Origin of the sequence: Amycolatopsis sp. NPDC051373 (genome assembly GCF_040689465.1) — a bacterium.
Taxonomy (GTDB): domain Bacteria; phylum Actinomycetota; class Actinomycetes; order Mycobacteriales; family Pseudonocardiaceae; genus Amycolatopsis.
This window is the reverse complement of sequence record NZ_JBFBAE010000002.1, coordinates 439,009-460,816: the sequence shown is the minus strand read 5'-3', so window position 1 is coordinate 460,816 and position 21,808 is coordinate 439,009. Positions and strand designations below refer to the sequence as shown.

The 21,808-nt window shown below is 70.8% G+C and carries 21 protein-coding genes; 15 read left to right on the top strand and 6 right to left on the bottom strand.

Annotated elements, in window-relative coordinates; all coding sequences use genetic code 11:
• Positions 1–91: 91 nt before the first annotated feature.
• Entirely contained in the window at positions 92–1,465 is a 1,374-nt protein-coding gene (locus AB0383_RS05885) for an MFS transporter (protein ID WP_366185480.1), read from the top strand.
• Complete coding sequence (locus tag AB0383_RS05880) at positions 1,462–1,929, top strand: MarR family transcriptional regulator (protein ID WP_220239296.1); 468 nt, start codon at positions 1,462–1,464, stop codon at positions 1,927–1,929. The genes AB0383_RS05885 and AB0383_RS05880 overlap by 4 nt, the downstream gene beginning before the upstream one ends.
• A gap of 7 nt (positions 1,930–1,936) precedes the next feature.
• On the opposite strand, the gene AB0383_RS05875 is transcribed toward AB0383_RS05880, so the two are convergent.
• Complete coding sequence (locus tag AB0383_RS05875; RefSeq protein WP_366185477.1) at positions 1,937–3,070, bottom strand: nucleotide pyrophosphatase/phosphodiesterase family protein; 1,134 nt, start codon at positions 3,068–3,070, stop codon at positions 1,937–1,939.
• Between the two features lie 100 nt (positions 3,071–3,170).
• Between AB0383_RS05875 and AB0383_RS05870 the strand changes: the two genes are divergently transcribed.
• From AB0383_RS05870 to AB0383_RS05860, 3 genes are read left to right on the top strand one after another with little or no spacing between them, the layout of a single operon-like run.
• Complete coding sequence (locus AB0383_RS05870; RefSeq protein ID WP_366185475.1) at positions 3,171–4,298, top strand: hypothetical protein; 1,128 nt, start codon at positions 3,171–3,173, stop codon at positions 4,296–4,298.
• Positions 4,295–5,206, top strand: a complete 912-nt coding sequence (locus AB0383_RS05865; protein WP_364182742.1) for an ABC transporter ATP-binding protein — start codon at positions 4,295–4,297, stop codon at positions 5,204–5,206. The genes AB0383_RS05870 and AB0383_RS05865 overlap by 4 nt, the downstream gene beginning before the upstream one ends.
• Positions 5,203–6,036: an ABC transporter permease gene (locus tag AB0383_RS05860; protein WP_364182740.1), complete on the top strand. Its 834-nt coding sequence runs from the start codon at positions 5,203–5,205 to the stop codon at positions 6,034–6,036. The genes AB0383_RS05865 and AB0383_RS05860 overlap by 4 nt, the downstream gene beginning before the upstream one ends.
• Positions 6,037–6,042: 6 nt before the next feature.
• On the opposite strand, the gene AB0383_RS05855 is transcribed toward AB0383_RS05860, so the two are convergent.
• Together AB0383_RS05855 and AB0383_RS05850 are read right to left on the bottom strand one after the other, a co-directional pair.
• Positions 6,043–6,846: a lipase gene (locus tag AB0383_RS05855; RefSeq protein WP_366185473.1), complete on the bottom strand. Its 804-nt coding sequence runs from the start codon at positions 6,844–6,846 to the stop codon at positions 6,043–6,045.
• A 40-nt stretch (positions 6,847–6,886) separates the two neighbouring features.
• Positions 6,887–8,722, bottom strand: coding sequence for a helix-turn-helix domain-containing protein (locus AB0383_RS05850; protein ID WP_364182736.1), 1,836 nt, complete (start codon positions 8,720–8,722; stop codon positions 6,887–6,889).
• A gap of 160 nt (positions 8,723–8,882) precedes the next feature.
• Here AB0383_RS05850 and AB0383_RS05845 point away from each other — a divergent pair, with 160 nt between their 5' ends.
• The 9 genes from AB0383_RS05845 to groL all read left to right on the top strand — a co-directional run bounded on the left by AB0383_RS05845 (position 8,883) and on the right by groL (position 18,299).
• Positions 8,883–9,122, top strand: coding sequence for a hypothetical protein (locus AB0383_RS05845; RefSeq protein WP_360595636.1), 240 nt, complete (start codon positions 8,883–8,885; stop codon positions 9,120–9,122).
• A 165-nt stretch (positions 9,123–9,287) separates the two neighbouring features.
• Positions 9,288–10,940 carry a methane monooxygenase gene (locus AB0383_RS05840; protein WP_364182733.1) on the top strand — a complete coding sequence of 551 codons (1,653 nt, stop codon included), beginning with the start codon at positions 9,288–9,290 and terminating at the stop codon, positions 10,938–10,940.
• Positions 10,941–11,055: 115 nt separating this feature from the next.
• Positions 11,056–12,105 carry a 2Fe-2S iron-sulfur cluster binding domain-containing protein gene (locus AB0383_RS05835; RefSeq protein WP_364182731.1) on the top strand — a complete coding sequence of 350 codons (1,050 nt, stop codon included), beginning with the start codon at positions 11,056–11,058 and terminating at the stop codon, positions 12,103–12,105.
• A gap of 61 nt (positions 12,106–12,166) precedes the next feature.
• A complete protein-coding gene (locus AB0383_RS05830; RefSeq protein ID WP_366185469.1) occupies positions 12,167–13,336 on the top strand; it encodes a toluene hydroxylase in 1,170 nt (389 codons plus the stop codon).
• The gene (gene mimD, locus AB0383_RS05825; RefSeq protein ID WP_366185467.1) at positions 13,333–13,704 is read left to right on the top strand and encodes a propane 2-monooxygenase effector subunit MimD; all 372 of its coding nucleotides are present in this window, start codon (positions 13,333–13,335) and stop codon (positions 13,702–13,704) included. Before AB0383_RS05830 ends, mimD begins: the two co-directional genes overlap by 4 nt.
• Before the next feature lie 65 nt (positions 13,705–13,769).
• Positions 13,770–14,807 (top strand): amidohydrolase family protein, encoded by a 1,038-nt coding sequence (locus AB0383_RS05820; RefSeq protein WP_364182722.1) that lies wholly within the window; start codon positions 13,770–13,772, stop codon positions 14,805–14,807.
• On the top strand, positions 14,807–15,553 hold the full coding sequence (locus AB0383_RS05815) for an iron-sulfur cluster assembly protein (protein WP_364182719.1): 747 nt from the start codon (positions 14,807–14,809) through the stop codon (positions 15,551–15,553). The genes AB0383_RS05820 and AB0383_RS05815 overlap by 1 nt, the downstream gene beginning before the upstream one ends.
• The gene (locus AB0383_RS05810) at positions 15,550–16,575 is read left to right on the top strand and encodes an NAD(P)-dependent alcohol dehydrogenase (RefSeq protein ID WP_364182716.1); all 1,026 of its coding nucleotides are present in this window, start codon (positions 15,550–15,552) and stop codon (positions 16,573–16,575) included. The genes AB0383_RS05815 and AB0383_RS05810 overlap by 4 nt, the downstream gene beginning before the upstream one ends.
• Positions 16,576–16,607: 32 nt before the next feature.
• Positions 16,608–18,299, top strand: a complete 1,692-nt coding sequence (groL, locus tag AB0383_RS05805) for a chaperonin GroEL (RefSeq protein ID WP_364182713.1) — start codon at positions 16,608–16,610, stop codon at positions 18,297–18,299.
• Between the two features lie 63 nt (positions 18,300–18,362).
• Here groL and AB0383_RS05800 read toward each other — a convergent pair whose 3' ends face one another.
• Both AB0383_RS05800 and AB0383_RS05795 read right to left on the bottom strand, forming a co-directional pair.
• Positions 18,363–18,794, bottom strand: coding sequence for a DoxX family protein (locus tag AB0383_RS05800; RefSeq protein ID WP_364182710.1), 432 nt, complete (start codon positions 18,792–18,794; stop codon positions 18,363–18,365).
• 157 nt (positions 18,795–18,951) lie between these two features.
• Entirely contained in the window at positions 18,952–19,536 is a 585-nt protein-coding gene (locus AB0383_RS05795) for a TetR family transcriptional regulator (RefSeq protein ID WP_364182707.1), read from the bottom strand.
• Positions 19,537–19,614: 78 nt separating this feature from the next.
• Here AB0383_RS05795 and AB0383_RS05790 point away from each other — a divergent pair, with 78 nt between their 5' ends.
• Positions 19,615–20,514, top strand: coding sequence for an SDR family NAD(P)-dependent oxidoreductase (locus tag AB0383_RS05790; RefSeq protein ID WP_366185463.1), 900 nt, complete (start codon positions 19,615–19,617; stop codon positions 20,512–20,514).
• Positions 20,515–20,670: 156 nt separating this feature from the next.
• Here the strand turns inward: AB0383_RS05790 and AB0383_RS05785 are convergent, their stop codons facing one another.
• Positions 20,671–21,696: an NADPH:quinone reductase gene (locus AB0383_RS05785; protein WP_366185461.1), complete on the bottom strand. Its 1,026-nt coding sequence runs from the start codon at positions 21,694–21,696 to the stop codon at positions 20,671–20,673.
• Positions 21,697–21,808 lie beyond the last annotated feature (112 nt).

Here is a 21,808-nt window from a genome sequence, read left to right as displayed (position 1 = left end):
GGTAGTTGTGTGGTGTTGATCGCGCTGGGCTGGCGAACCTTCGTCGTAGGTAGTTCTGTAGAAGAACGAAATATCGGCGAAAGGGGCTGTCGTGGCGGTGCTGGTGGAGCGGCCACGGCCGCGGGTGGTGCGCGAGCACCGGCTCGCGGGCTGGTTCGCGGTGGGCGCGGTGTGCTTCGGCGCGTTCATGGGCCAGCTGGACGCGAGCATCGTCACGCTCACGTTCCCGGCACTGCAGCGCGACTTCGGCGAGCCGCTGGCGGCCGTGCAATGGGTGTCGCTGGCCTACCTGCTGACGCTGGTGGGGCTGCTCGCCGCGGTCGGCCGGCTCGCGGATGCGTACGGCCGCAAGCTCACCTATGTCTACGGCTTCGGCGTCTTCACCGCGGCGTCGATCGCGTGCGGGCTCGCGCCGACGCTGACGTGGCTCGTCGTGTTCCGGGTGGTGCAGGCGCTCGGCGCGGCGATGCTGCAGGCCAACAGCGTCGCGCTGGTGGTGGGCAGCGTGCGCCGCGAGAAGATGCGTGCGGCGCTCGGGGTGCAGGCTGCCGCGCAGGCGCTCGGCCTCGCGCTCGGGCCGGCGGTCGGCGGCCTGCTCGTGGACACCGTCGGCTGGCGGTGGGTGTTCCTGGTCAACGCGCCGGTCGGCGTCGTCGGCCTGATCGCCGGGCGGTACCTGCTGCCGCGCACCCGCGAGCGCACGCCGCTGGGTCGCTTCGACGGCGCGGGCGTGGCATTGCTGGCCACGGCGTCGACCGCGCTGCTGCTGGCGATCTCGGGCCTGTCGGGACTGGCGCTGCCCGGCTGGGCCGTGCCGGCGCTGTTCGTGGCGGGTGTGGTGGCGGCCGCCGCGTTCGTGCTGCGGGAGAACTCGGCCGCGAGCCCGATCCTGCGCCTGGCGGTGCTGCGGCCGCCGGTCGTGTCGTTCGGCCTGGCCGGCGCGCTGTGCGGGTACCTCGTGCTGTTCGGGCCGCTGGCGCTGTTGCCGCAGGTCCTGGGGGCGCACGGCGCGACGGGCGCGGTGCTCACGAGCCTGCCCGCCGGGTTCGCGGTGGCCGCCGTGGCCGCCGATCGCGTGCTGCCCGCGGGCCTCGGCTCCCGCGTTCGCATCGGCGCCGGAGCGGCGCTGGCGGCGGTCGGCTGCGCGGTGCTGGTGGGGGTGTCCGGTCCGTGGGAAACAGGCGTGTCGCTGTTCGTGGTGGGGCTCGGTCTGGGAGTGTTCATCCCGGCGAACAACTCGGCCGTCATGGGCGCCATCCCCACCCGGATGTCGGCCACCGGAGGAGGTCTGGTGAACATGGCCCGCGGACTCGGCACGGCGCTGGGCGTGGCACTCGTGACGTTGTGCCTGCACACCGGGGGAACCAGCGGCCGCTCGCTCGCGCTCGCCGTACTGGCCGTGGCGGCCGTGCTCGCCGCCGGCACGGGTCTCGCCGCCGGCCCTCGCGCACCCCGCACCGTATGACGCCCGAGCCGAACCTCGCCGACGTCGTCGCCCGCCTCCGGCGCGCCATGCGCCGCGCCGCCCGCACGGCCGACCCGGACAACACGCTGTCGGTCGCGCAGCTCGAACTGCTCTCGTGCCTGGCCGAGAACCCCGGCGCCCGCCCGAGCCGCGTCGCGCAGTTGCTGAAGCTCGCGCCGAACTCCGTCACGACCATGGTCACCGGGCTGCGAGCGCGTGATCTGGTCACGCGCACCAGCGGCAGCGAGGACCGGCGGACGGTCGAGCTCGAACTGACCGAGAGCGGGCGCGCGGCCGTGGATCGCTACAAGCACCACAACGCCGAGATCCTCGCCGCGGCGATCGACCGGCTGCATCCGGCGTGGCGGCACCTCATCGCGTCGGCGATTCCGGCGCTGGCCGAGCTCGTGGGCGCCATCGACCAGCTCGCCGAGACCGGCGCGCCGCACACCGAGCGTCCCTGACGGACGGTCAGGCGCGGGCGATCGCCAGCGGTACCAACAGTTCTTCGTCGGTCACCGAGCCGTGCTGGCCCGTCATGCGGCTCAGCCGCGGCTCGGCTTCGGTGCGGACGACGGCGGTGGACCCGCGGGCCGCGACCACGACGTCGCCGATGCGGGGGAGCACGGCGCCGGCGACGCGCGGGCCGAACCAGCCCGCGGCGACGGCCTCTTCGCGGCCCAGCACCCACGCGCGGTCGCCGAGGGTTTCGCGCCACGCGGCTCGCACGTCGCGTGCCGCGCCCTCGACGGTGTAGACGTGGCGCGCGCGGGCCTCGCCGCCGACGGTGCGGACGCCGGCCCGCAGCACGGGTTCGGCGTCGTAGTCGACGCGCTCGCCGACGGTGACCATGCCGTGGTCGGCCGTCACGATCAGCGTCGCGCCGGCCGGGAGGCTGCCGGCGATCGTCTCGGCGAGGCGGTCGACGTAGGACAGCTGGTAGAGCCACGGAGTGCTGCCGGGGCCGTGGACGTGGCCCAGCAGGTCGAGGTCGGCGTGGTAGGCGTAGCAGAGACTCCGCGGGTGTTTCAGCGCTTCGGCGACGGCCGCGGTGAGGTCGCCGAGCGCGTGCACGCCCTGGAACTGCCCGCCGCGCAGCGCAGCCCGCGTGAGACCGCTGTCGCGCTGGTCACGAGGCCCGACCACGCGCACGGCGACGCCCGCTCCTGCCGCGCGTTCGAACGCCGTCGGGCGCGGCTGCAGCTCCTCCGGAACGACGCGGTCGCGCAGGTCGATCGGCTTGCCGCCGGTGTGGCGGCGCCAGCCGAGGACGTTGAGCACGTCGCGCCCGGCCTCGAACGCGTACCCGACCACGCCGTGCTCGCCCGGCGTCAGGCCGGTGCCCAGCGACGCGACGCTGGTCGCCGTGGTGCTGGGGAAGCCGGCCGTCAGCGGCCGGGCGGACAGCTGCGCCAGAAAGGGCGCGGCATCGGCGTGCGCTCGGAGCGAGGTCCAGCCAAGCCCGTCGACGAGCAGCACGCACACGCGGTCGGCGGCGGGCAGGCCGAGCGGGTTGCGCTCACCGTCGACGCCGAGCCCGGCGAGCGCCGAGGGGACGACGTCGGCGAGGGTGCCCGCCGCGTACCGCTGCGCGAGATCTTCCATGCGCCTCACCCTAAGGCGACAGGACCGGCGTAAGGATTCGGAAACGGGGCCACGCGGTTTCGTGGCGTACAAAGGGACCGTAGAAGGGGACTCAGAGGTGATGCCGGTGTCCGTCGTGCGACGTGAACGCGGTCGTCGCTGGGCGGTGGTCGCCGTCGTGGCGATCGCGCTGGTGGCGCTGCCGTCGCTCGTCGCGGCGCTGCGCCCCGCCGGGCCGGCCGCCGACGCCGGGCACCTGCGCGACCTGGTGCTGGGTTCGGCCGCGAAGCCGTATCAGGGGCTGGCGCAAAGCCGGGGCTCGCTGGCGATCCCCGAGCTGCCGGACCTCGCCGACGTGTCCGCCCTGTTCTCCACCACCACGACCACGCGTGCCTGGTACGCCGGGCCCGACCGCTACCGCGTGGCGGTGCTGACCATGACGGGGGAGCACGACGTCTACCACCTGCCCGAAGGCGAATACACCTGGGACTACGGGGCGAACATGCTGACCCAGCTGACGGGCGACCCGGCCGTTCGGCTGCCGCGCGCGGGTGACCTGCTGCCGCCGGAGCTGGCGCGGTGGGCGCTGCGGTCCGCACCCACGGACCCGGTGAGCGCGCTGCCGCCGCGCAACGTCGCCGGCATCCCGGCCGCCGGGTTCCGCCTGGTGCCCGCCGATCCGGAGACGACGATCGGCGGCGTCGACGTGTGGGCCGATCCGGGGAGCGGGCTGCCGCTGCGCGTCGAGGTGACTGCGCGCGGCCAGCAGGCGCCGATGCTCAAGACGGAGTTCGAGGACGTCGAGCAGACCGCACCTGTCGTGAGCACGCCGGTGCCCGCGCCGGGCAGCGGCTTCACGGCCACCAACGCGCCGGACCTGACGAACGCGCTGGGCGCTTTGGGCCGCGTCCGCCTCCCCCCGACGCTCGGCGGCCGGCCGGTGCGCACCGCGAACTTCGGTGGCGTGCGGGGCGCCGCGCTCTACGGCTCGGGGCTCGCGACGTTCGCCGTGGTCGCCGTGCCGCGCGCGGTCGCCGACGGCGCGGCGGACGCGGCCGGCAAAGCGGGCGGTACCGCGATCACCCTGCGGCAGGGCACAGCCGTGCAGCTGTCGGTCACGCCGCTGTCGCTCGCGATCGTGCGCCCGCCGAGCTCGCGGCGCGGTTACCTGCTCGCCGGGCTGGTCGCGCCGTCGGTGCTGGCCGCGGCCGCGGCCGATCTGGCCACGCTGCGCCGGAGCGGCCGATGATCGTCACGAGGGGGCTGACCAAGCGGTACGGCCGGACCGTGGCCGTCGACGCGGTCGACCTGGAGGTCCGCGAAGGCGACCGCTACGGCTTCCTCGGCCCGAACGGGTCCGGCAAGACCACGCTCGTGCGGATGCTGCTCGGGCTCGTCTACGCCACGAGCGGCGAGATCGAGCTGCTCGGGCAGCCGGTGCCGAAGCGGCTCGCCGACGTGCTGCCCGACGTCGGCGCGCTCGTCGAAGGCCCGGCCGCCTACGGGCACCTGTCGGGCCGGCGCAACCTGGCGCTGCTCGACGCCGCCGGCCGCCACCGCGGCAGGCGGACCCGGCGGCGGCGCATCGAGGAGGCCCTGGAGCGCGTGGGGCTCGCCGGCGTCGACGGGCGGCCGGTCAAGGCGTACTCGCTGGGCATGCGCCAGCGTCTCGGCCTCGCCGGCGCCCTGCTCGACCGCCCGCGGCTGCTGGTGCTCGACGAGCCCACCAACGGCCTCGACCCGCAGGGCATCAAGGAGATCCGCGAGCTGCTGCTGGAGCTCAACCGCGACGGCACCACCGTGTTCCTCTCCAGCCACCTGCTCGCCGAGATCGAGCAGCTGTGCACCCGCGTCGGTATCGTCGACCACGGCCGCCTGGTGCTCGACGGCGAAGTCGCCGCCCTGCGCGCCGCGACCGGCCGCGTCCTCCTTCGCACCCCGGACCCCGCCGCGGCCGCCGCCGTGCTCGACGGCCACCTCGAACACCGCGACGGCGAACACCTCGTGGTCCGCTACGCCGACGCCGCGGAACTCAACACCCGGCTCGTCAACGCGGGCGTGCGCGTGAGCGACCTGCGGGAGGAGCACCGCACTTTGGAACAGGTCGTGCTCGAGGTGACCGGCCAGGGTTCGGACCGCTTCGGAGGCACGCGGTGATCGGCGTCGAACTGCGCAAGCTCGCGTTGCGGCCGCGCGTGTGGGTGAGCGTGCTGCTGTTGTGCCTGCTGCCGGCGATCGTGGCGGTGTTCCTGGCGACCGCGGACTTCGCGCCGCCGCCGGGGCAGGGCGGGGCGTTCCTGTCGGCGGTGGTGAGCGACGGGTCGCTGTACCCGGCGGCCGCGCTCGCGTTGGTGCTGCCGCTGTTCCTGCCGATCGCGGTGGCGGTGGTGGCGGGCGACTCCGTGGCGGGGGAGGCCTCGGGCGGCACGTTGCGGTACCTGCTGGCGCGCCCGGCCGGGCGCACGCGCCTCTTGACGGCAAAGCTCGTGGCGCTCGCGGTGTACGTGACGGCGGCGATCGCGATCGTGGTCCTCACGTCGCTGGTGATCGGGATCCTGTTGTTCGGCACGGGCGGCGAGGTCGGGGCCGGCGGCCAGGCGACCCAGGTCGTGACGTTGTCGGGCACGTCGCTGAGCTCGTCGTCGCTCGCGTTGCGGTTGCTGGGGGCCGTGGCCTACATCGTGTTGTCGATGCTCGGGTTCGCGGCGATCACGATGTTCCTGTCGACGCTCGCGGACTCGGCGCTCGGGGCCGCGCTAGGCGGGCTGGCCGTGCTCATCACCAGCTCGGTGCTGGAGACGCTCGACGCGGCCGCGCCGGTGAAGCCGTACCTGCCTACGCACTACTGGCTCTCGTGGCTCGACTTCTTCCGCGATCCCGTGCTGTGGCACAACATCGACCGCGGGCTGCTGCTGCAGGCCGCCTACATCGTGGTGTTCTTCGGCGCCGCGTGGGCGAACTTCGCCACCAAGGACGTCACCAGCTGACCGGCGTCACTTGCCGAGGTCCGCGCACGAGGCCGGGGTGCTCAGCGGCGCGGTGCCGATCGCGTTCAGCACGAGACCGGTCACGGCCGGGTCCGTCGGCAGGTCGCCGTGCGCGGCGGTGTCGGCGGGGCACACCTGCTGCAGCGCCACGTTCACCGCGCCGTCGAGGCGCGCCGACTCCGGCGGCGTCACGGTCCGGTCCAGCCGCGTCCACACCGAAAGCCACGGCAGGCCCGGCGGGATCGGCGGCAGCTGCCGCAGCAGCGCGCTGCCGGGCGTGAGCTGGCGGCAGGCCGTGGGACACGCGCTGGGCGCCAGCACTCCGCCGGCGGTCGCGAGTGTGGTGCCGTGCATCGGCGCGCCGAGCGTGATCACGCGCCGCGCCTGGTGCTCGCCGCCCTCGCGCGCGACCCACAGCCGCGCGACGACCCCGCCCGCCGAGTAGCCGATCACGTCCACCGACGGGGCTCCGCCGGCATACGCGCGTTCGACGGCGTCCGTCAGCACGTCCACCTGCTGCAGGAGGTCGCCGGTGCCGTCGCCGGGGAGGGTGAGCACGTCGGTGTCCCGGCCCGTGGCCCGGTGGATGCGGTCGGCCAGCTGTTCGAGTGAGTCCCGGCCACCGCCGTAGCCGGGCACCAGGAGCACCGGCCCCGGCGTGTCCTGCGCGGGGCTCCCCTCGCGGGGAACGCCGGAACTCCCGCCGACGGATACCGCCGTGACCACGCCGGCGGCCACCACCGCGAGCGCCACCCCGGCGACGAGCAGCCGTCGCCGCGGGCTCAGCCCTCGCACCCCCGGCCACCTCATGGCTCCATGATGATCCCCGGCGTGCGGGACCCCCGTGAACTCAGTGGTCGGGCGTGACGATGCCGTACTCGTGGATCTTGCGGTAGATCGTCGCGCGCGAGATGCCGAGCAGCTGCGCCGCGCGCGGTTTGTTGCCGTGGGCCTCCTCCAAGGCGCGCACGATCGCGTCGCGCTCGATCGACTCGAGCCCCTTCAGCGGTCGTTTCGCGATGGCCTGATACTCGGCGGGCAGGTCGCTCGGCTGGATCGCGCCGAGCCGCCGGTGCTGCGCGACCTTCTTGAGCACCTGGTAGAGCTGCGCGGTGTTGCTCGGCCAGTCGGCGCGCATCAGCAGGTGCAGCGCCGTCGGCGAGCACGAGAGCCGGCTGCCGCGCGAGAGCTTCGCGAGGAAGAACGGCACGAGCTCGGTGAGGTCGTCGATGTGGCGGCGCAGCGGCGGCACGGTCACCGTGCGCGGGAAGAACGCCAGCGACTCGGCCAGGTCCGGTGTCGTCTCGGCCTCCGGGGCGAGGGTGACCGCGAGCCACGGCGCGTTGGCGCCGTACGCGGTACGCACTTCTTCGAGCACAGCGGAGAACGCCTTCAGCTTCTCGCCGCTGAGCGACTCCAGGTGCTGCACCACGAGCGTGTCGACCGGATCGTCGATCAGGTCGCGCCGGAGGTCGCAGAGCCAGTCGTCCTCCGCCGCCTCGCGCGCGTCGAGCGTGTGCAGCCGGCCGGTCGGGTTGCGCCGCTGGTGCACGCCCTTCGCCAGGCTCAGCTTCCCGGTGCCCGGCTCACCCGCGAGCACGAGCCACTCGCCGCGGCTGTAGCCGGCGTCGACGTCGTGCGTGCAGCGCAGCCACGACGGCGCGGAACCGACCAGGCCCGGCAGGAACATCGGCAGCATCGGCACCGGCACGCCACTCGACTCGGCCTCCGAGACGATCAGCTTCACCGAGAGCACGCCGCCCACGACGTCGTCCTCGTGCTGGCCCGGCACGCGCCGGCAGTGCATCTTGACCTTGCCGCCGCCCGAGAGCGTGACGGTCGCGGTGTTGCGCCGGTACTCCGAAAGCGCCTGCGCGGCGTGCCCGAGCAGGATCGACTGGTCGGCGGAGTTGAGCAGCTGGCGCGCGCTGTCGTTCATCATCACGATGTCGTCGTTGAACGCCATCACGATGCCGGTCGTGCGGCGGCACGCCTGCAGGTAGGACTGGAAGAGGATCAGCTCGCGCAGGTTGCTGTGGGTCAGCAGCGCCTGCTGGATCTGCTCGGCGGTGCTGCGCGCGAGCGCGATCAGCAGCCCGCCCGCGTCCTTGCGCCAGCACGTGAGGTCGACGGCGCCGATCATCTTCCCGGAGATCGGGTGGTGGATCGGCACGCCCGCGCACGCGAGGTTCTCCAGGTGCTCGGCGTAGTGCTCGTGGCCGAACACGTGCGTCGGCTGGTCGTCCTCGAGCGCGGTGCCGATGCCGTTGGTGCCCACGAACTTCTCGCCGTAGCTGAAGCCGGGGACCAGTTCCACCCGTTCGAGGTGGCGGTGCAGGTCGGTGTCTCCGGTGCGCTGGCTCAGCACGGTTCCTGTGGGGTCGGCGAGGATCATGCTGATCGGCTGCCCGTCCAGCTGGTCGCCGAGCCGTTGCATGACGAGTTTCGCGCTGTGGATCAAGGGAGTGTCGAGGTTGACCTCGCCGAGGTAGGGCAGGTCGATGCGATCGGCGGGCACGCGGAAGTGCCGCGACCGCCACCACGAAGCGAGGATCGCTTCGCGGACTTGGTCCGGCTCAACGGTTTCCGACGTCAGAAAGCGGATCCGGGTCCTGGCCAGACCGTCTTCGTCGGGCAGGATCGCGGCCGGATTCGGTGCGACCTGGCGGGCGGGTGGACTCTTCACCACGGCTCGACCTCCTGTCGCTGCCCACGTCGTTGTGTCGCAGTACCGGGTCGTGCCCAGCTTAGGACACGTGTCCAGCGCGGGTCTCACCTTGAGACGCGCTCCTCGCGCGCGTGGGGTTCTCATGGGGGAGTCCGGACGAGCGCGCAGGAGGACCCGAATGGATGAACAAACCGAGGAGACGTACAACCCCTGGACGGTTGTCGACCTGGTGTTCCGCCACCTCGTGGACATCGGACTGCACCCGACGCTCGGCTCCGGCGGCCCGCCCGGTGAGCCGGCCGCGCAACTGCTGCGTGCGCTGGGGATCACGCCGACGGCCGAGGGCGACGTGCGGCTGCAGCACGAGAAGGAGTCACAGCTGGCCGCGCTCCGGGCCGCGATGATGGAGGACGACTGAAAAAATCTCCGCGGCTTGTCTCGTATTGAGACTCGCGGTTCGGCGGGCCGCCCCCTTAATCATGTTCGCAGGACTTCACGCCCCGGTCCGACCGGGTGAACCGGGTACCGCGGTTCGGGCAGGGCGCGCCAGCAGCCGTCGTGGCGCGACGGGTAAGGAGAGACCATGAGCCGCCAGAGCGTGGCGAAAGCCCACCAGAAGATCCAGGAGCTGTCGTGGGAACCGGTGTACCACCAGCCGGTGTCGCACTACGGAACCGATTACACGTTCCACAAGGCCAAGAAGAAGGACCCGCTCAAGCAGGTGCTCCGTTCCTACTTCCCGATGCAGGAAGAAAAGGACCACCGCGTATACGGGGCCGAGGACGGCGCCATCCGAGGCAACATGTTCCGGCAGGTCCAGGAACGGTGGCTGGAGTGGCAGAAGCTGTTCCTGTCCATCATCCCGTTGCCGGAGATTTCCGCGGCGCGGGCCATGCCGCTGCTGTTCCGCACGGTGCCGAACCCGGAACTGCACAACGGCCAGGCGATCCAGATGATCGACGAGGTACGCCACTCGACGATCCAGCAGAACCTGAAGCGCCTGTACATGAACAACTACATCGACCCGGCGGGTTTCAACTCGAGCCTGCGCAACTTCCAGAACGACTACTGCGGCACGATCGGCCGGCAGTTCGCCGAGGGCTTCATCACCGGTGACGCCATCACCGCGGCGAGCATCTACCTCACGATCGTGGCCGAGACGGCGTTTACCAACACGCTGTTCGTCGCCATGCCCGCCGAGGCCGCGGCCAATGGCGACTACCTGCTGCCGACGGTGTTCCACTCGGTTCAGTCCGACGAATCTCGCCACATCAGCAACGGCTACGCCACGCTGTTGATGGCACTTTCCGACGAAAGCAACCACCAGCTGCTCGAGCGCGACCTGCGCTACGCGTGGTGGAACAACCACCGGGTGGTCGACGCGGCCATCGGCACCTTCATCGAGTACGGCACGAAGGACCGCCGCAAGGACCGGGAAAGCTACGCGGAGATGTGGCGCCGGTGGATCTACGACGACTACTACCGCAGCTATCTCGTCCCGCTCGAGAAGTACGGTCTGGTCATTCCGCACGACTTGATCGAAGAAGCGTGGAAGCAGATCTGGGACAAGGGCTACGTGCACGAAGTCGCGCAGTTCTTCGCCACCGGGTGGCTCGCCAACTACTGGCGCATCGACCCGATGACGGACGAGGACTTCGAGTGGTTCGAGTACAAGTACCCGGGCTGGTACGACAAGTACGGCAAGTGGTGGGAGAACTACAGCCGCCTGTCGGTGCCGAACGGGCACAACCCGATCGCGCTGGAAGACGTCGACTACGTCTACCCGAACCGGTGCTGGACCTGCATGGTCCCCTGCCTCGTGCGTGAGGACATGGTCATGGCGGAGGTCGACGGGCAGTGGCGGACGTACTGCCACGAAGCCTGCCGGTGGACCGACGTCGAGGCGTTCCGGCCCACGTACCAGGGTCGCGAGACCCCGAACATGGGCCAGCTCATCGGGTCCCGCGAGTGGGAGACGCTCTACCACGGCTGGAACTGGGCCGATGTGGTGTCCGACATGGGCTACGTCCGGGACGACGGCAAGACCCTGGTCGCCCAGCCGCACCTCGACCTCGACCCGAAGAAGATGTGGACGCTGGACCACCTGCGCCGGTGCCCGCCGCTGCAGAGCCCGAACGTGCTGCTCAACGAGATGACCGCCGAGCAGCGGGCCGCGTTCCAGGACGACTACAACCGCCAGGGTCCGGCGGGACGGCCCGCAAGGGCCGCGTCCTGATCGGACAGATGACCGGTCTCCGCCGGCGATCGGGTGCCGCCTGGACGGTGGTACCCGATCGCCGACGGTGGCGACCCGGGATGTGTGCGAACTCCGGCGTTCAGGCAGGGAAGCGATGGGAAACAAGCACCACGTCCGCTTCGAACCGGTCGGCATCGAGATCGAGGTCGACGAGGACCAGAACATCCTGCGAGCGGCTGCCGAGCAGGGCGTCATGCTCATGCACGGATGCAAGGAGGGGCAGTGCGCCTCCTGCAAGTCGTTCATCCTCGACGGCGACGACGTCGACCACGACCGGTACTCCACGTTCGCGTTGCCCGACTTCGAAAAGGAGGAGGGCTTCACGCTGCTGTGCCGGGCGCACGCGTACGAGGACCTGACGATCGAACTGCTCAACTACGACGAGGAGATGATCCACTCCGGACTGCCGATTCAGGAGGCGGTCGCGGAGGTGGTTTCACTCGAGGAGGTCACGCACGACCTGCGCCGGCTCGTGGTCCGGCTCATCGACGCCGAGTCGTTCAAGTTCTTCCCCGGCCAGTACGTCGACTTCGTGGTCCCAGGACACGAGGCCACCCGGTCGTTCTCGATGGCGAACACCCCCGGCCGGGACTCCCGGCTGCTGGAGTTCGTGATCAGGATCTACCCGGACGGGTTGTTCTCGCACTTCCTGGACACCGCGGTGTCGGTCGGGGACCGGCTCGACGTGTCGGGTCCGTTCGGGGTCTTCACCCTGCGGGACGCGCCCGAGCGGGATCTGGTGTTCCTCGGTGGCGGCGCCGGCATGGCGCCCATCCTCTCGCTGCTGCGGTCCATGGCCGAGCGCGGCATCGAGCGGAAGGCGACCTACTACTACGGCGCCCGCCGCAAGAAGGACCTGTGCTTCGAGAGCGAGCTGACGGCCCTCGAGGACAAGATCCCGGGTTTCCGGTTCGTGCCGGCCCTGTCCGAACCCGAACAAGGTGAGGACTGGGACGGCGAGACCGGCCTGATCACCGACGTGGTGCGGCGGCTCGAGACCGATCTGGGCCGCACCGACGTCTACGTGTGCGGGCCGCCGCCCATGGTGGAGGCGGCCCTGGAACTGCTGCCGGCGCTCGGCGTGCCGGAGAAGCGGATCTACTACGACAAGTTCACCACGACCGGCGATGCGGACGAGACGTGAGTCCGGCTGGGAAACCGACGCAACGACGAGGCCAGTGCCCGACGCGAAGGAATTGGAACCCATGACAACGACGGCTGAACGCAGCGTTCCCAAGCCCGTCTTCACCGATGCCGAGGCGGGCGCCCGCGAGTTCCCGGACTCCGAGGCGAGGCAGTTCAACTACTACACCCCGAAAAAGCGCAAGCAGAGCCACTACGAGGACGTCACCGTCGAGGTGCAGCCCGACCCGCGGCACTACTTGAGCCAGGGCTGGCTGTACGGCTTCGCCGACGGCAAGGGCGGTTACCCGCTGGAGTGGACCGCGCTCAAGGCCTGGGGTTCCGACCGGCCCGTGCCCGTGCGCAGCCCCGGCTCCGGCGGCCAGGGCTACCCGTGGCCGGCCCACGGCTGGCACGAGTTCCGCGACCCCAACGAGGAGTGGGAGCTCACGCTCTACCGCTACAACGCCAACGTGGTGCGCCAGCTCAACCAGAACATCGACGCGGCACGGCAGTCGAAGGCGTTCGAGCAGTGGAACCCCAACTGGGTCAGCTTCGTGTCGCAGCACATCGGCGCGTGGATGCACGTGGACCACGGCCTCGGGCTCTACTTGTTCGCCAACGCCAACCGCCGCGCTCCCACCAACATGCACAACAACGCGATCTCCGTGAACAGCATGCACCGCATCCGCGCGGCGCAGGACCTGGCGCTGTACAACCTCACGCTGTCCGAGGAGATCGAGGGCTTCGACGGCAACGCGCACCTCGCGACGTGGAACGAGGACCCCGCGTGGCAGGGCGTGCGGGAGACCGCGGAGGCGCTCACGGAGATCTGGGACTGGTGCGAGGCGATCTTCGCCGCGAACATCGTGTTCGAGCCGCTCGTGGGCGAGCTGTTCCGCAGCCGGCTCGTGCAGCAGGCGGCACCGGCGAACGGCGACTTCGTGACCCCGACGCTGATCGGTGCCGAGGAGTTCGACTTCTCCGAACGCGACCTGCGCTACACGAAGGCGATGTTCGAGCTGTTGGTCAACGACAGCGAGTTCGCCGACCACAACCGCGCGCTGATGGACCAGTGGCTCGCGGCGTGGGTGCCGAAGTGCCTCTCGGCCGCACGCACGATGCAGCCGCTGTGGTCACAGCCCGACGCGAAGCCCATGCGGTTCGAAGACGGTCTCGACCGCGCCAAGAGCCGCTTCGGCGGCATCCTGTCCGACCTGGGTCTGCAGGCACCGAAGGAGCTGAGCCAGTGACTGTCTTCAAAACCGCGGAAAGCCCGTTCAAGTCCGACAACACCGCGTCGAACATGTGCGGCTTCACCTTGATGAACAACCAGGTCGGCGCGATCATCGCCGAGGTGGTGGGCAAACTCGACAACGTCACCGTCACGCCCCTGCCCTCGATGATCCGCGTGGACGCCGTGGGCCGCATGGACCTCATCTTCGCCGAGGTGGACGAGGCAGCGGGCGAGGAGGAGGGCTGGTTCGACTCGGCGGAGTTCGAGGAGAGCATGTCCACCCACTACGGGCGCATGGTCCACCTCGACGACCGCACGATCATGTTCGCCAACCCCGAGGACGCGGCCGAGTACCTCGACTTCGACCTCGTGGCGCGCAAGTAACGGCACCGATCGCAACACAACAGCACAACTCGGGAGAGCACTCGATTCAGTCCGGGAGGAGCACCGTGTACGAAAAGGACGGCGAAAAGTACTTCGTAGTCGACGGGCATACCCACTTCTGGGATGCCAGCCCCGCCAACTGGGTGTCGGGTCAGGAGGAGTACGCGAAGGGCTGGATCGAGTGCTTCCACGCGTACCAGAGCCTCGGCCCGGCCGAAACCCACTGGCCGATCGAGAAGTTCCAGAAGTACGACGAAGAAACGATGATGTACGACCTGTTCGACGCCGGCCACGTCGACGTCGCCATCTTCCAGCCCACGAGCCTGCGGCAGTGGTACCGCGAAGGGTTCAACACCACTGAGGCCAACGGGGCGCTGGCGGAGAAGTACCCGGGCCGGTTCGTGGTCAACACGAACTGGGACCCGCGAGATGGCGAGCCGGGTCTGAAGGCACTGGAAGAGCGAGTCAAGCGCTGGGGCTGCACAGGTGCGAAGCTCTACACCGCCGAGTGGCACGGCGACTCGCGCGGCTGGAGTCTGAGGGACCCGGAGGCCTCGCGCTACCTGGAGAAGTGCCAGGAGCTCGGCGTGAAGAACATCCACGTCCACAAGGGACCGACGATCTGGCCCCTGGACAAGGACGCGTTCGACGTGAAGGACGTGGACTACGCGGCCACGAACTTCCCGGGGCTCAACTTCATCGTCGAGCACGTGGGGCTGCCGCGGATCGAGGACTTCTGCTTCATGGCCACGCAGGAGCCCAACGTCTACGCCGGCCTGTCGGTGGTCATCGGCGGGCTCATGCACGCGCGGCCGCGGTTCTTCGCGAAGGTGATGGGAGAGCTGCTGTTCTGGGTCGGTGAGGACAAGATGCTCTTCGGCGCCGACTACGCCATCTGGGAGCCGAAGTGGCAGGTGGAAGGCTTCGTCGACTGGCAGATGCCCGACGGCGAGGAGTTCTCCGACTACGGGAAGCTCACGGTCGAGACCAAGAAGAAGATCCTCGGCCTCAACGCGGCCCGCCTGTACGGCCTCGAAGTGCCCGAGGGGCTCGACCTCAAGGCACCCAAGACCGTCGAGGCAGTAGGGGTTCCGTCGCCGTGATGGCGCCCGGTTCCGCCGGCGCGCGCACCGACCAGACCGCCGCGATCACCGCGGCGGTCTGGTCGGCGCTGGGGACCGTGCGCGATCCCGAGCTCGACCGGCCGTTGACCGACCTGGGTTTCGTGGCCAGCTCCACAGTGGACCCGGGTGGGGAGGCGGTCGTCGAGCTGTGCCTGCCGACGTATTTCTGCGCACCGAACTTCGCGTTCCTCATGGTGGCCGACTCCTACGACGCCGTTTCGGCGGTGCCGGGGGTCAGCCGCGCCGTGGTCCGCCTGAAGGACCACTTCGCCGCCGACGTGATCAACAAGGGGGTGGCGGCGCGGGCCGGTTTCGTCGGTTCCTTCGGCGACGAGGCGGCCGACGAGCTCGACAGCCTGCGCGCCGACTTCCTGCGCAAGGCCGTGCTCGCCGGCACCGACCGCGTGTGCCGGTCGATGGTGTCCGGCGGCGTGGCCCGGGAACGCCTGGCGGAGCTCACGCTCGCCGACGCGCCGCCGACGCCGGATCGCGAACGGCTGCGGGAGCGCCGCCGTGAGCTGGGCCTGCCCGGCGGTGACGCGGACCCGCTCGTGCTGGACCCGGGCACGGGCCAGGCCGTGCCGGCGCCCGAGCTGCACCGGCACCTCGGGGTCGCGCGCCTCACGCGCGTGAGCCAGGACGCCAACTCGGGGGTGTGCCGCGGGATGCTGCGCGCCCGCTACCCGGAGGCCAGCAGCATTCCCGAAACGGAGGAGACGCCATGAAGGCGGTCCGGTTGCAAGCTTACCACCAGCAGCCCGTCCTCGAAGAAGTGCCGGAGCCGAAGGCCGCCGGGCCGCTCGACGTGGTGGTGAAGATCGGCGGGGCCGGTGTGTGCCGCACGGACCTGCACATCATCGAGGAGCAGTGGGCCGCGAAATCCGGCGTCGCGCTGCCTTACACGATCGGGCACGAGAACGCGGGCTGGGTGCACGAGGTCGGCTCGGCGGTGACCAACGTGGCCGTCGGCGACACCGTGATCCTGCACCCGACGCCGACGTGCGGGCTGTGCCACGCCTGCCGCGCCGGCAACGACATGCACTGCGAGAACAACGCCTTCCCCGGCATCGACACCGACGGCGGGATGGCCGAGTACCTGCTCACCTCGGCGCGGGCGTGCATCAAGCTCGACCCGGACACGCGCCCCGAGGACGTCGCGGCGCTGGCCGACGCCGGCATCACCGCTTACCACGCCGTGCGCAAGGCGGTGCCGCTGCTGCCCCCGGGCACGGTGTGCGTCGTCAACGGCGCGGGCGGGCTCGGGCACATCGGCATCCAGTCGCTGCGGGCGCTCACCGCGACGACCGTGGTGGTCGTGGACCGCAATGTCGAGGCGCTCAAGCTCGCCGCGGAGCTCGGGGCCGACCACACCGTGGTCGCCGACGGCACCCACGTCGACGCGGTCCTCGACCTGACCGGTGGCCACGGCGCCGAGGTGGTGCTGGACTTCGTCGCCGAGCAGGGCGCGCAGCAGGACGCGTTCGCCATGACGCGCCGTGCCGGCTCGCACTTCGTGATCGGTTACGGCAGCAACATCGACGTGCCGACGATCGACATCATCTCCACGGAACGCAACATCGTGGGCAATCTGGTGGGCACCTACAACGACCTCGTGGAGCTGATGGTGCTCGCGCAGGCGGGCAAGGTCACCTTGCACACCAGGCAGTACCCGCTCGACGCGGCACTCGACGCGCTGGCCGATCTCGACGCCGGCCGCGTGCGGGGCCGCGCCATTCTCGTCCCCTAGCCGATCCGGTCCCATCACACAGGAGGAGCAGCATGGCCAAGGAACTTCGCTTCGGCTCGGAAGCCCGCGACCTGCTGGTGGCGGGGGTGGACAAACTCGCGGAGGCCGTGAAATCGACGCTGGGCCCCAAGGGGCGCAACGTGATCATCGAGAAGATCACCGGTTCGCCCGTGGTCACCAACGACGGCGTGACGATCGCGCGTGAAGTCCACCTGCGCAACCAGTTCGAGAACATGGGCGCACAGCTGGTGAAGGAAGCGGCGATCAAGACCAACGACGTGGTGGGCGACGGCACCACGACCGCGACCGTGATCGCGCAGGCGATCGTGAGCGAGGGAATGCGGGCCATCGCCCACGGCGGCAACCCCGTGCTCGTCAAGCGCGGTATCGACGCGGCGGTGGGCCGGCTCGTCGAGCACCTGGAGACGATGGCGCACCCGGTGAAGTCCGAAGAGGACTACGCGCGGGTCGCGGCGATCTCCGCCAACGACGACGGGGCCGTCGGCTCGGTGATCGCCAAGGCGCTGCACACCGTGGGGGAGAGCGGCGTCGTCACGATCGAGGAGTCGCCGCGCATCGGCATGTCGGTGGAGTTCGTGGAGGGCTTCGAGTTCGACAACGGCTACCTCTCGCCGTACCTCGTCACGGATCCCGGGCGCCTGGAAGCGGTGCTCGACGACCCGTACATCCTCATGTGCAGCGAGAAGATCAGCAACGTGCAGCAGCTGATGCCGGTGCTGGACAAGGTGATGCGCAACCCGCGCCCGCTCGTGCTGATCGCGGAGAACGTGGAGGGCACGGCGCTGTCGATGCTCGTGCACAACCACGTGAACCGCACGTTCCAGGCCGTCGCGATCCGTGCGCCCGGCTTCGGCGACCGCCGGCTGCACAAGCTGGAGGACCTGGCGGCCGTGGTCGGCGGGGCCGTGCTGTCGAAGCACTCGGGGTTCTCGCTGGAGACGATGAAACTCGAGCACCTCGGCCGCGCGAAGCAGGTGCGGGTGACGGAGAACGCGACCCAGATCGTCGGGGGCGCGGGTTCCGCCGAGGCCGTCGAGTTCCGCGTGGGCCAGCTGCGCGCCGAGCGCGACCGCGCGCAGTTCGGGGTCGACGAGGACGTGCTGACCGAGCGGATCGGCGCGCTGACGGGCAAGGTCGCGGTGATCCGCGTCGGCGCCGCGACGCCGGCCGAGCTCAAGGAGCTGCAGCACCGCGTGGAGGACGCGCTCTCGGCCACCCGGGCCGCGATCGCGGAGGGTGTGGTCGCCGGCGGCGGCGCGACCCTGCTGCACGCGGAGAAGGTGCTGACCGGTCTCGACCTCGAAGGCGACTACGCCATCGGCGCCGACATCGTGCGGCGCGCGCTGAGCGCACCGGCAATGCTGATCGCCAGCAACGCCGGGTACGCGGCCGAGGAGATCGTGGAGCAGACCCGGAAGCTCGGCGACGACGAAGGGTTCGACGCGTTGGTCGGACGCTTCGGCGACCTCGTCGAGCTCGGCATCATCGACCCGTTGCGGGTGTGCCGTTCGGCGCTGCAGAACGGCGCTTCGGTCGCCGGCCTGCTGCTGACGACGAACTCGCTGATCGCCGAGGAGCAGACGCCGTGGGGCGGCAGCGCGGCGCTGATGACCGAGTTCGGGCCGCTCGACGAAGGCCTGCACCAGCCCTCGCCCGACGCGAGCACTCCACAGTCGCTCGGGATGGGGCCGTCGGTCGGCTGATCTCCGTTTCGACCACGCAGCTGATCCGGGCCGCTGATCCGGGTTGCTTGACCCCCGCGCACCTCACCCCCGTACGGGTGCGCGGGGGTCTTCCCGTTGAGTGGCACGGAAAGCCGCGAGTGCCCCGGTGAGCGCGAACCGGCCGGGTCCGGTGAACGCGACCACCAGCAACGTCCAGCAGAACAATGCGGCCTGCTCGCCGCCGTTCTGGATCGGCAGCACGTCGTTCGGCGCGTGGACGGTGAAGTAGGCGAAGGCCATCGACCCGGAGCCGATCAGCGCGGCCGCGCGGGTGCCGATGCCGAGGAACACCAGCGTGCCCGCCACGAGCTGGATGAGCGCCGCCCACCAGCCGGGCCACGAGCCGACCTGCGCGGGGGCGTGGGCGCCCAGGAGTCCGAAGAGGGTTTTCACGCCGTGGCACGCGAAGAGGAATCCCACGACGATGCGGAACAGTCCGATCGCGTGGTCGCGGATCGCGTCCAGCCGGTGCATGGTACCTCCACAAAGGACGGTGCCGGGGCGCGGCGGGGCCGACACCCCGGTCGGCTGCCGTAATGGTCCAGACCTATTGGTGCGTGGGACCAGGTATACCGGCTGTGACGTCCGACGCGGTACCTGCGAAAGTGTGGCCTCGCGCGTTCGGGGGTGCTCAGGCGTGCCGCGGTGGCCAGCCGGACTCGAGGAGATCGAATACGGCGTGCATCGCGGCGAGGGGGTCGGGCTCGGTACCGGTGAGGTCGGGGATCTCCAGCACGTAGCGGGCCAATGCCCTGGTCGCCATGTCGGTCGCGGGCACGTCGCTCGCCTCGGCGATCGCTTCGGTCAGCGCGGCTTCGCTCTGGACCCAGAGCTTGCGCGCGTACCCGCGCAAGGCCGGCGTGGTGACGATCAGGGTGCGCTTGCGTTCGTACTCGGGCGGCAGTTCGGCGGCGAACGGCCCGCGGTTCGCGAAGAACCGGCGCAGGGCGGCGAGGACGGACTCGCCCGCTTCCCGTTCGCGCACGGCGGCGACGAGACCTTCACGGCGTTCGGTGCCGTCGTCGAAGATCAGGGCTTCCTTGCCGTCGGGCACGTGGGCGAACAACGTGGCGACGGAGACGTCGGCCGCCTCGGCGATCTGCGCCACGGTGACGTGGTCGTAGCCGTGCTCGAGGAACAGGCGCGCAGCGGCGTCGTCGAGCGCCTGGCGGGTGCGGGCCTTCTTGCGTTCGCGTCGACCGGGGGTGGCGGGCATGAGGCTCACGATAGCTGAAGCGACTCTGAAATTGTAATTACTATGAAATAAGAGTGACTACAGAAATGAGGGCACGCCATGGCCAACCAGTCGACGATCGCGCTGGTGACCGGCGGCAACGCCGGCATCGGCTACTTCGTCGCCGAGCAGCTCGCCACGACCGGCGCCGCCGTGGTGCTCGGCAGCCGCGACCCCGCGAAGGCCGCCTCCGCGATCGGGGCGATCCAGGCGCGAGTGCCCGGCGCTCGGGTCACCTCCGTGCGCCTCGACCTCGCCGACCTGGCCTCGCTGAAAGCCTCGGTCGACGCGCTGGACATGCCGCGGCTCGACGTGGCCGTCCTCAACGCGGGGGTGCTCCTCGAAGGTCCGAAGCGGCGAGAGACCCCGGCCGGCCACGAGCTGACGTTCGGCACCAACCACCTCGGTCACTTCGCCCTCACGGCCCTGCTGTGGCCCCGGTTGTCGGCCGGCCGTGTGGTGACCACGGGCAGCTTCACGGCCCGCTCCGCTCACCTCGACCTCGACGACCTGCAGAGCACCCGCGCCTTCGCGCCGAAGCAGGCCTACGAGCGCGCCAAGCTCGCTCAGATGCTGTTCGGCTTCGAGCTTGCCCGACGTCTCGAGGAGGCGGACAGCGGTGCCCTCAGCGTCGTGGTCCACCCCGGCGGCGCCCTGAACGCCCTGACTCCCTCACGACCGCCGGTGCACTCACGCACCACCGGGCAGCTGCTCCGTGCGGTGCCCGCCGGCGTGCTGCTGCAAGGAAAACACGCGGGCGCCCGGCCGTCCGTGCACGCGGCGCTCGACCCGTCCGTCCGCAATGGACAGCTGTGGGGCCCGCGGTTCTTCGGCCTGCGGGGAAAACCGCGCCTCGAAACTCCGAAAGGACCGCTTGCGGACTCCGCGACCGGCCGTCGGCTGTGGGACCTGAGCGCGGAACTGACGGGCGTGGACCCGGACTTCGTGACCGCGCTCTGACGCGTGATCGGCGCCGGGTGGCGCCCGACGCGCGGTTTGTCTTTCCGCACCGCGACCGTGACGGGCAAGGTACCAGGAGTGGCGGCCCCAGGCGTGGTGGCTCGGGAAACGCCGGTCACCGGGGCGGCCCGGTGACCGGCGTTTCGCGGCAAGGGTTCAGGACGCAGGTGTCACGTCGATGAGGATCTTGCCCGTCGCGCCGTTCTCCGAGGCTTCGTGGGCTTGTGCCGTCTGCTCCAGGGGGAAGCGGTGCAGCGGCAGGCCGCGCTCCTCGCCCAAGCGCAGGGCGCCGTCGGTGAGAGCCGCGGTGACGTCCTCCGCGCCGGCGCGGAGCTTGTCCAGGCCGACGGTGTAGAGGACCAGGAACTGGTAGCGCGAGTTCAGCCACAGGTTGCGGCCGAACTCGAGAGTGATCTTGCCGGTGCCGCGGTCGTCGCCGTAGGCCGCGACGGTGCCGCGGGTGCGCAGGACCTCGGCGTGCAGCCCGGCGTTCGTGCCGGCGGCGACCTCGACCACGAGGTCCACGCCGTCGGGGGCGATCGCCCGGATCTCGGCCGCCAGGTCGCCGGAGGTGTAGCGGAGCGCGTGGTCCGCGCCGGCCGCCCGGGCCAGCGCGGCCTTGGCCTCGGTGCTCACGGTGGTGAGCACCGTCGCGCCGGCCCAGCGGGCGAGCTGGATCGTGGCGTTGCCGACGGCGCCCGCCCCGCCCGTGACCAGGACGGTGCGGCCCGCGAGCGCGCCCGGGGCGAGCCGCGTCGGCCCGTCCTCGGCGACGGTCAGGGCGCGGTGCGCCGTGAGGGCGGGGATGGCGAACCCGGCACCCTCGTCGAAGCCGACCGCGTCGGGCAGTCGCACGAGCCGTTCGGCCGGCAGCACGGTGTACTCCTGCGCCGTTCCGGACGCGGGGGAGTGGGCCGCGGCCAGCAGCACCCACACGCGGTCGCCCGGCGTGAACTCCGTGACACCCGGCCCGACGGCGTCGACCACGCCCGCGCCGTCCTGGTTGGGCACGGCCGGACCCGCGAGCTCACCGGGGCCGCGGCGCGACTTCCAGTCCGTGGGATTCACCGCCGACACCACGATCCGCACCCGGACCTCGCCGGTGCCGGGCTCCGGGACCTCCCGCTCCGACAGCGACAACACTTCCGGCCCGCCGTGGCGGGTGAACGTGACAGCCTTCATCTCTCGTGCAAGCCCGCGCCCCCGCGGGCGTATTCCGCGGCCGCCGGAATTTCCTCCCGCCGGGGCCGCCTCGCCCGGCGCTGTGGCGTGGGGTTTACCCCACACCGGCCGC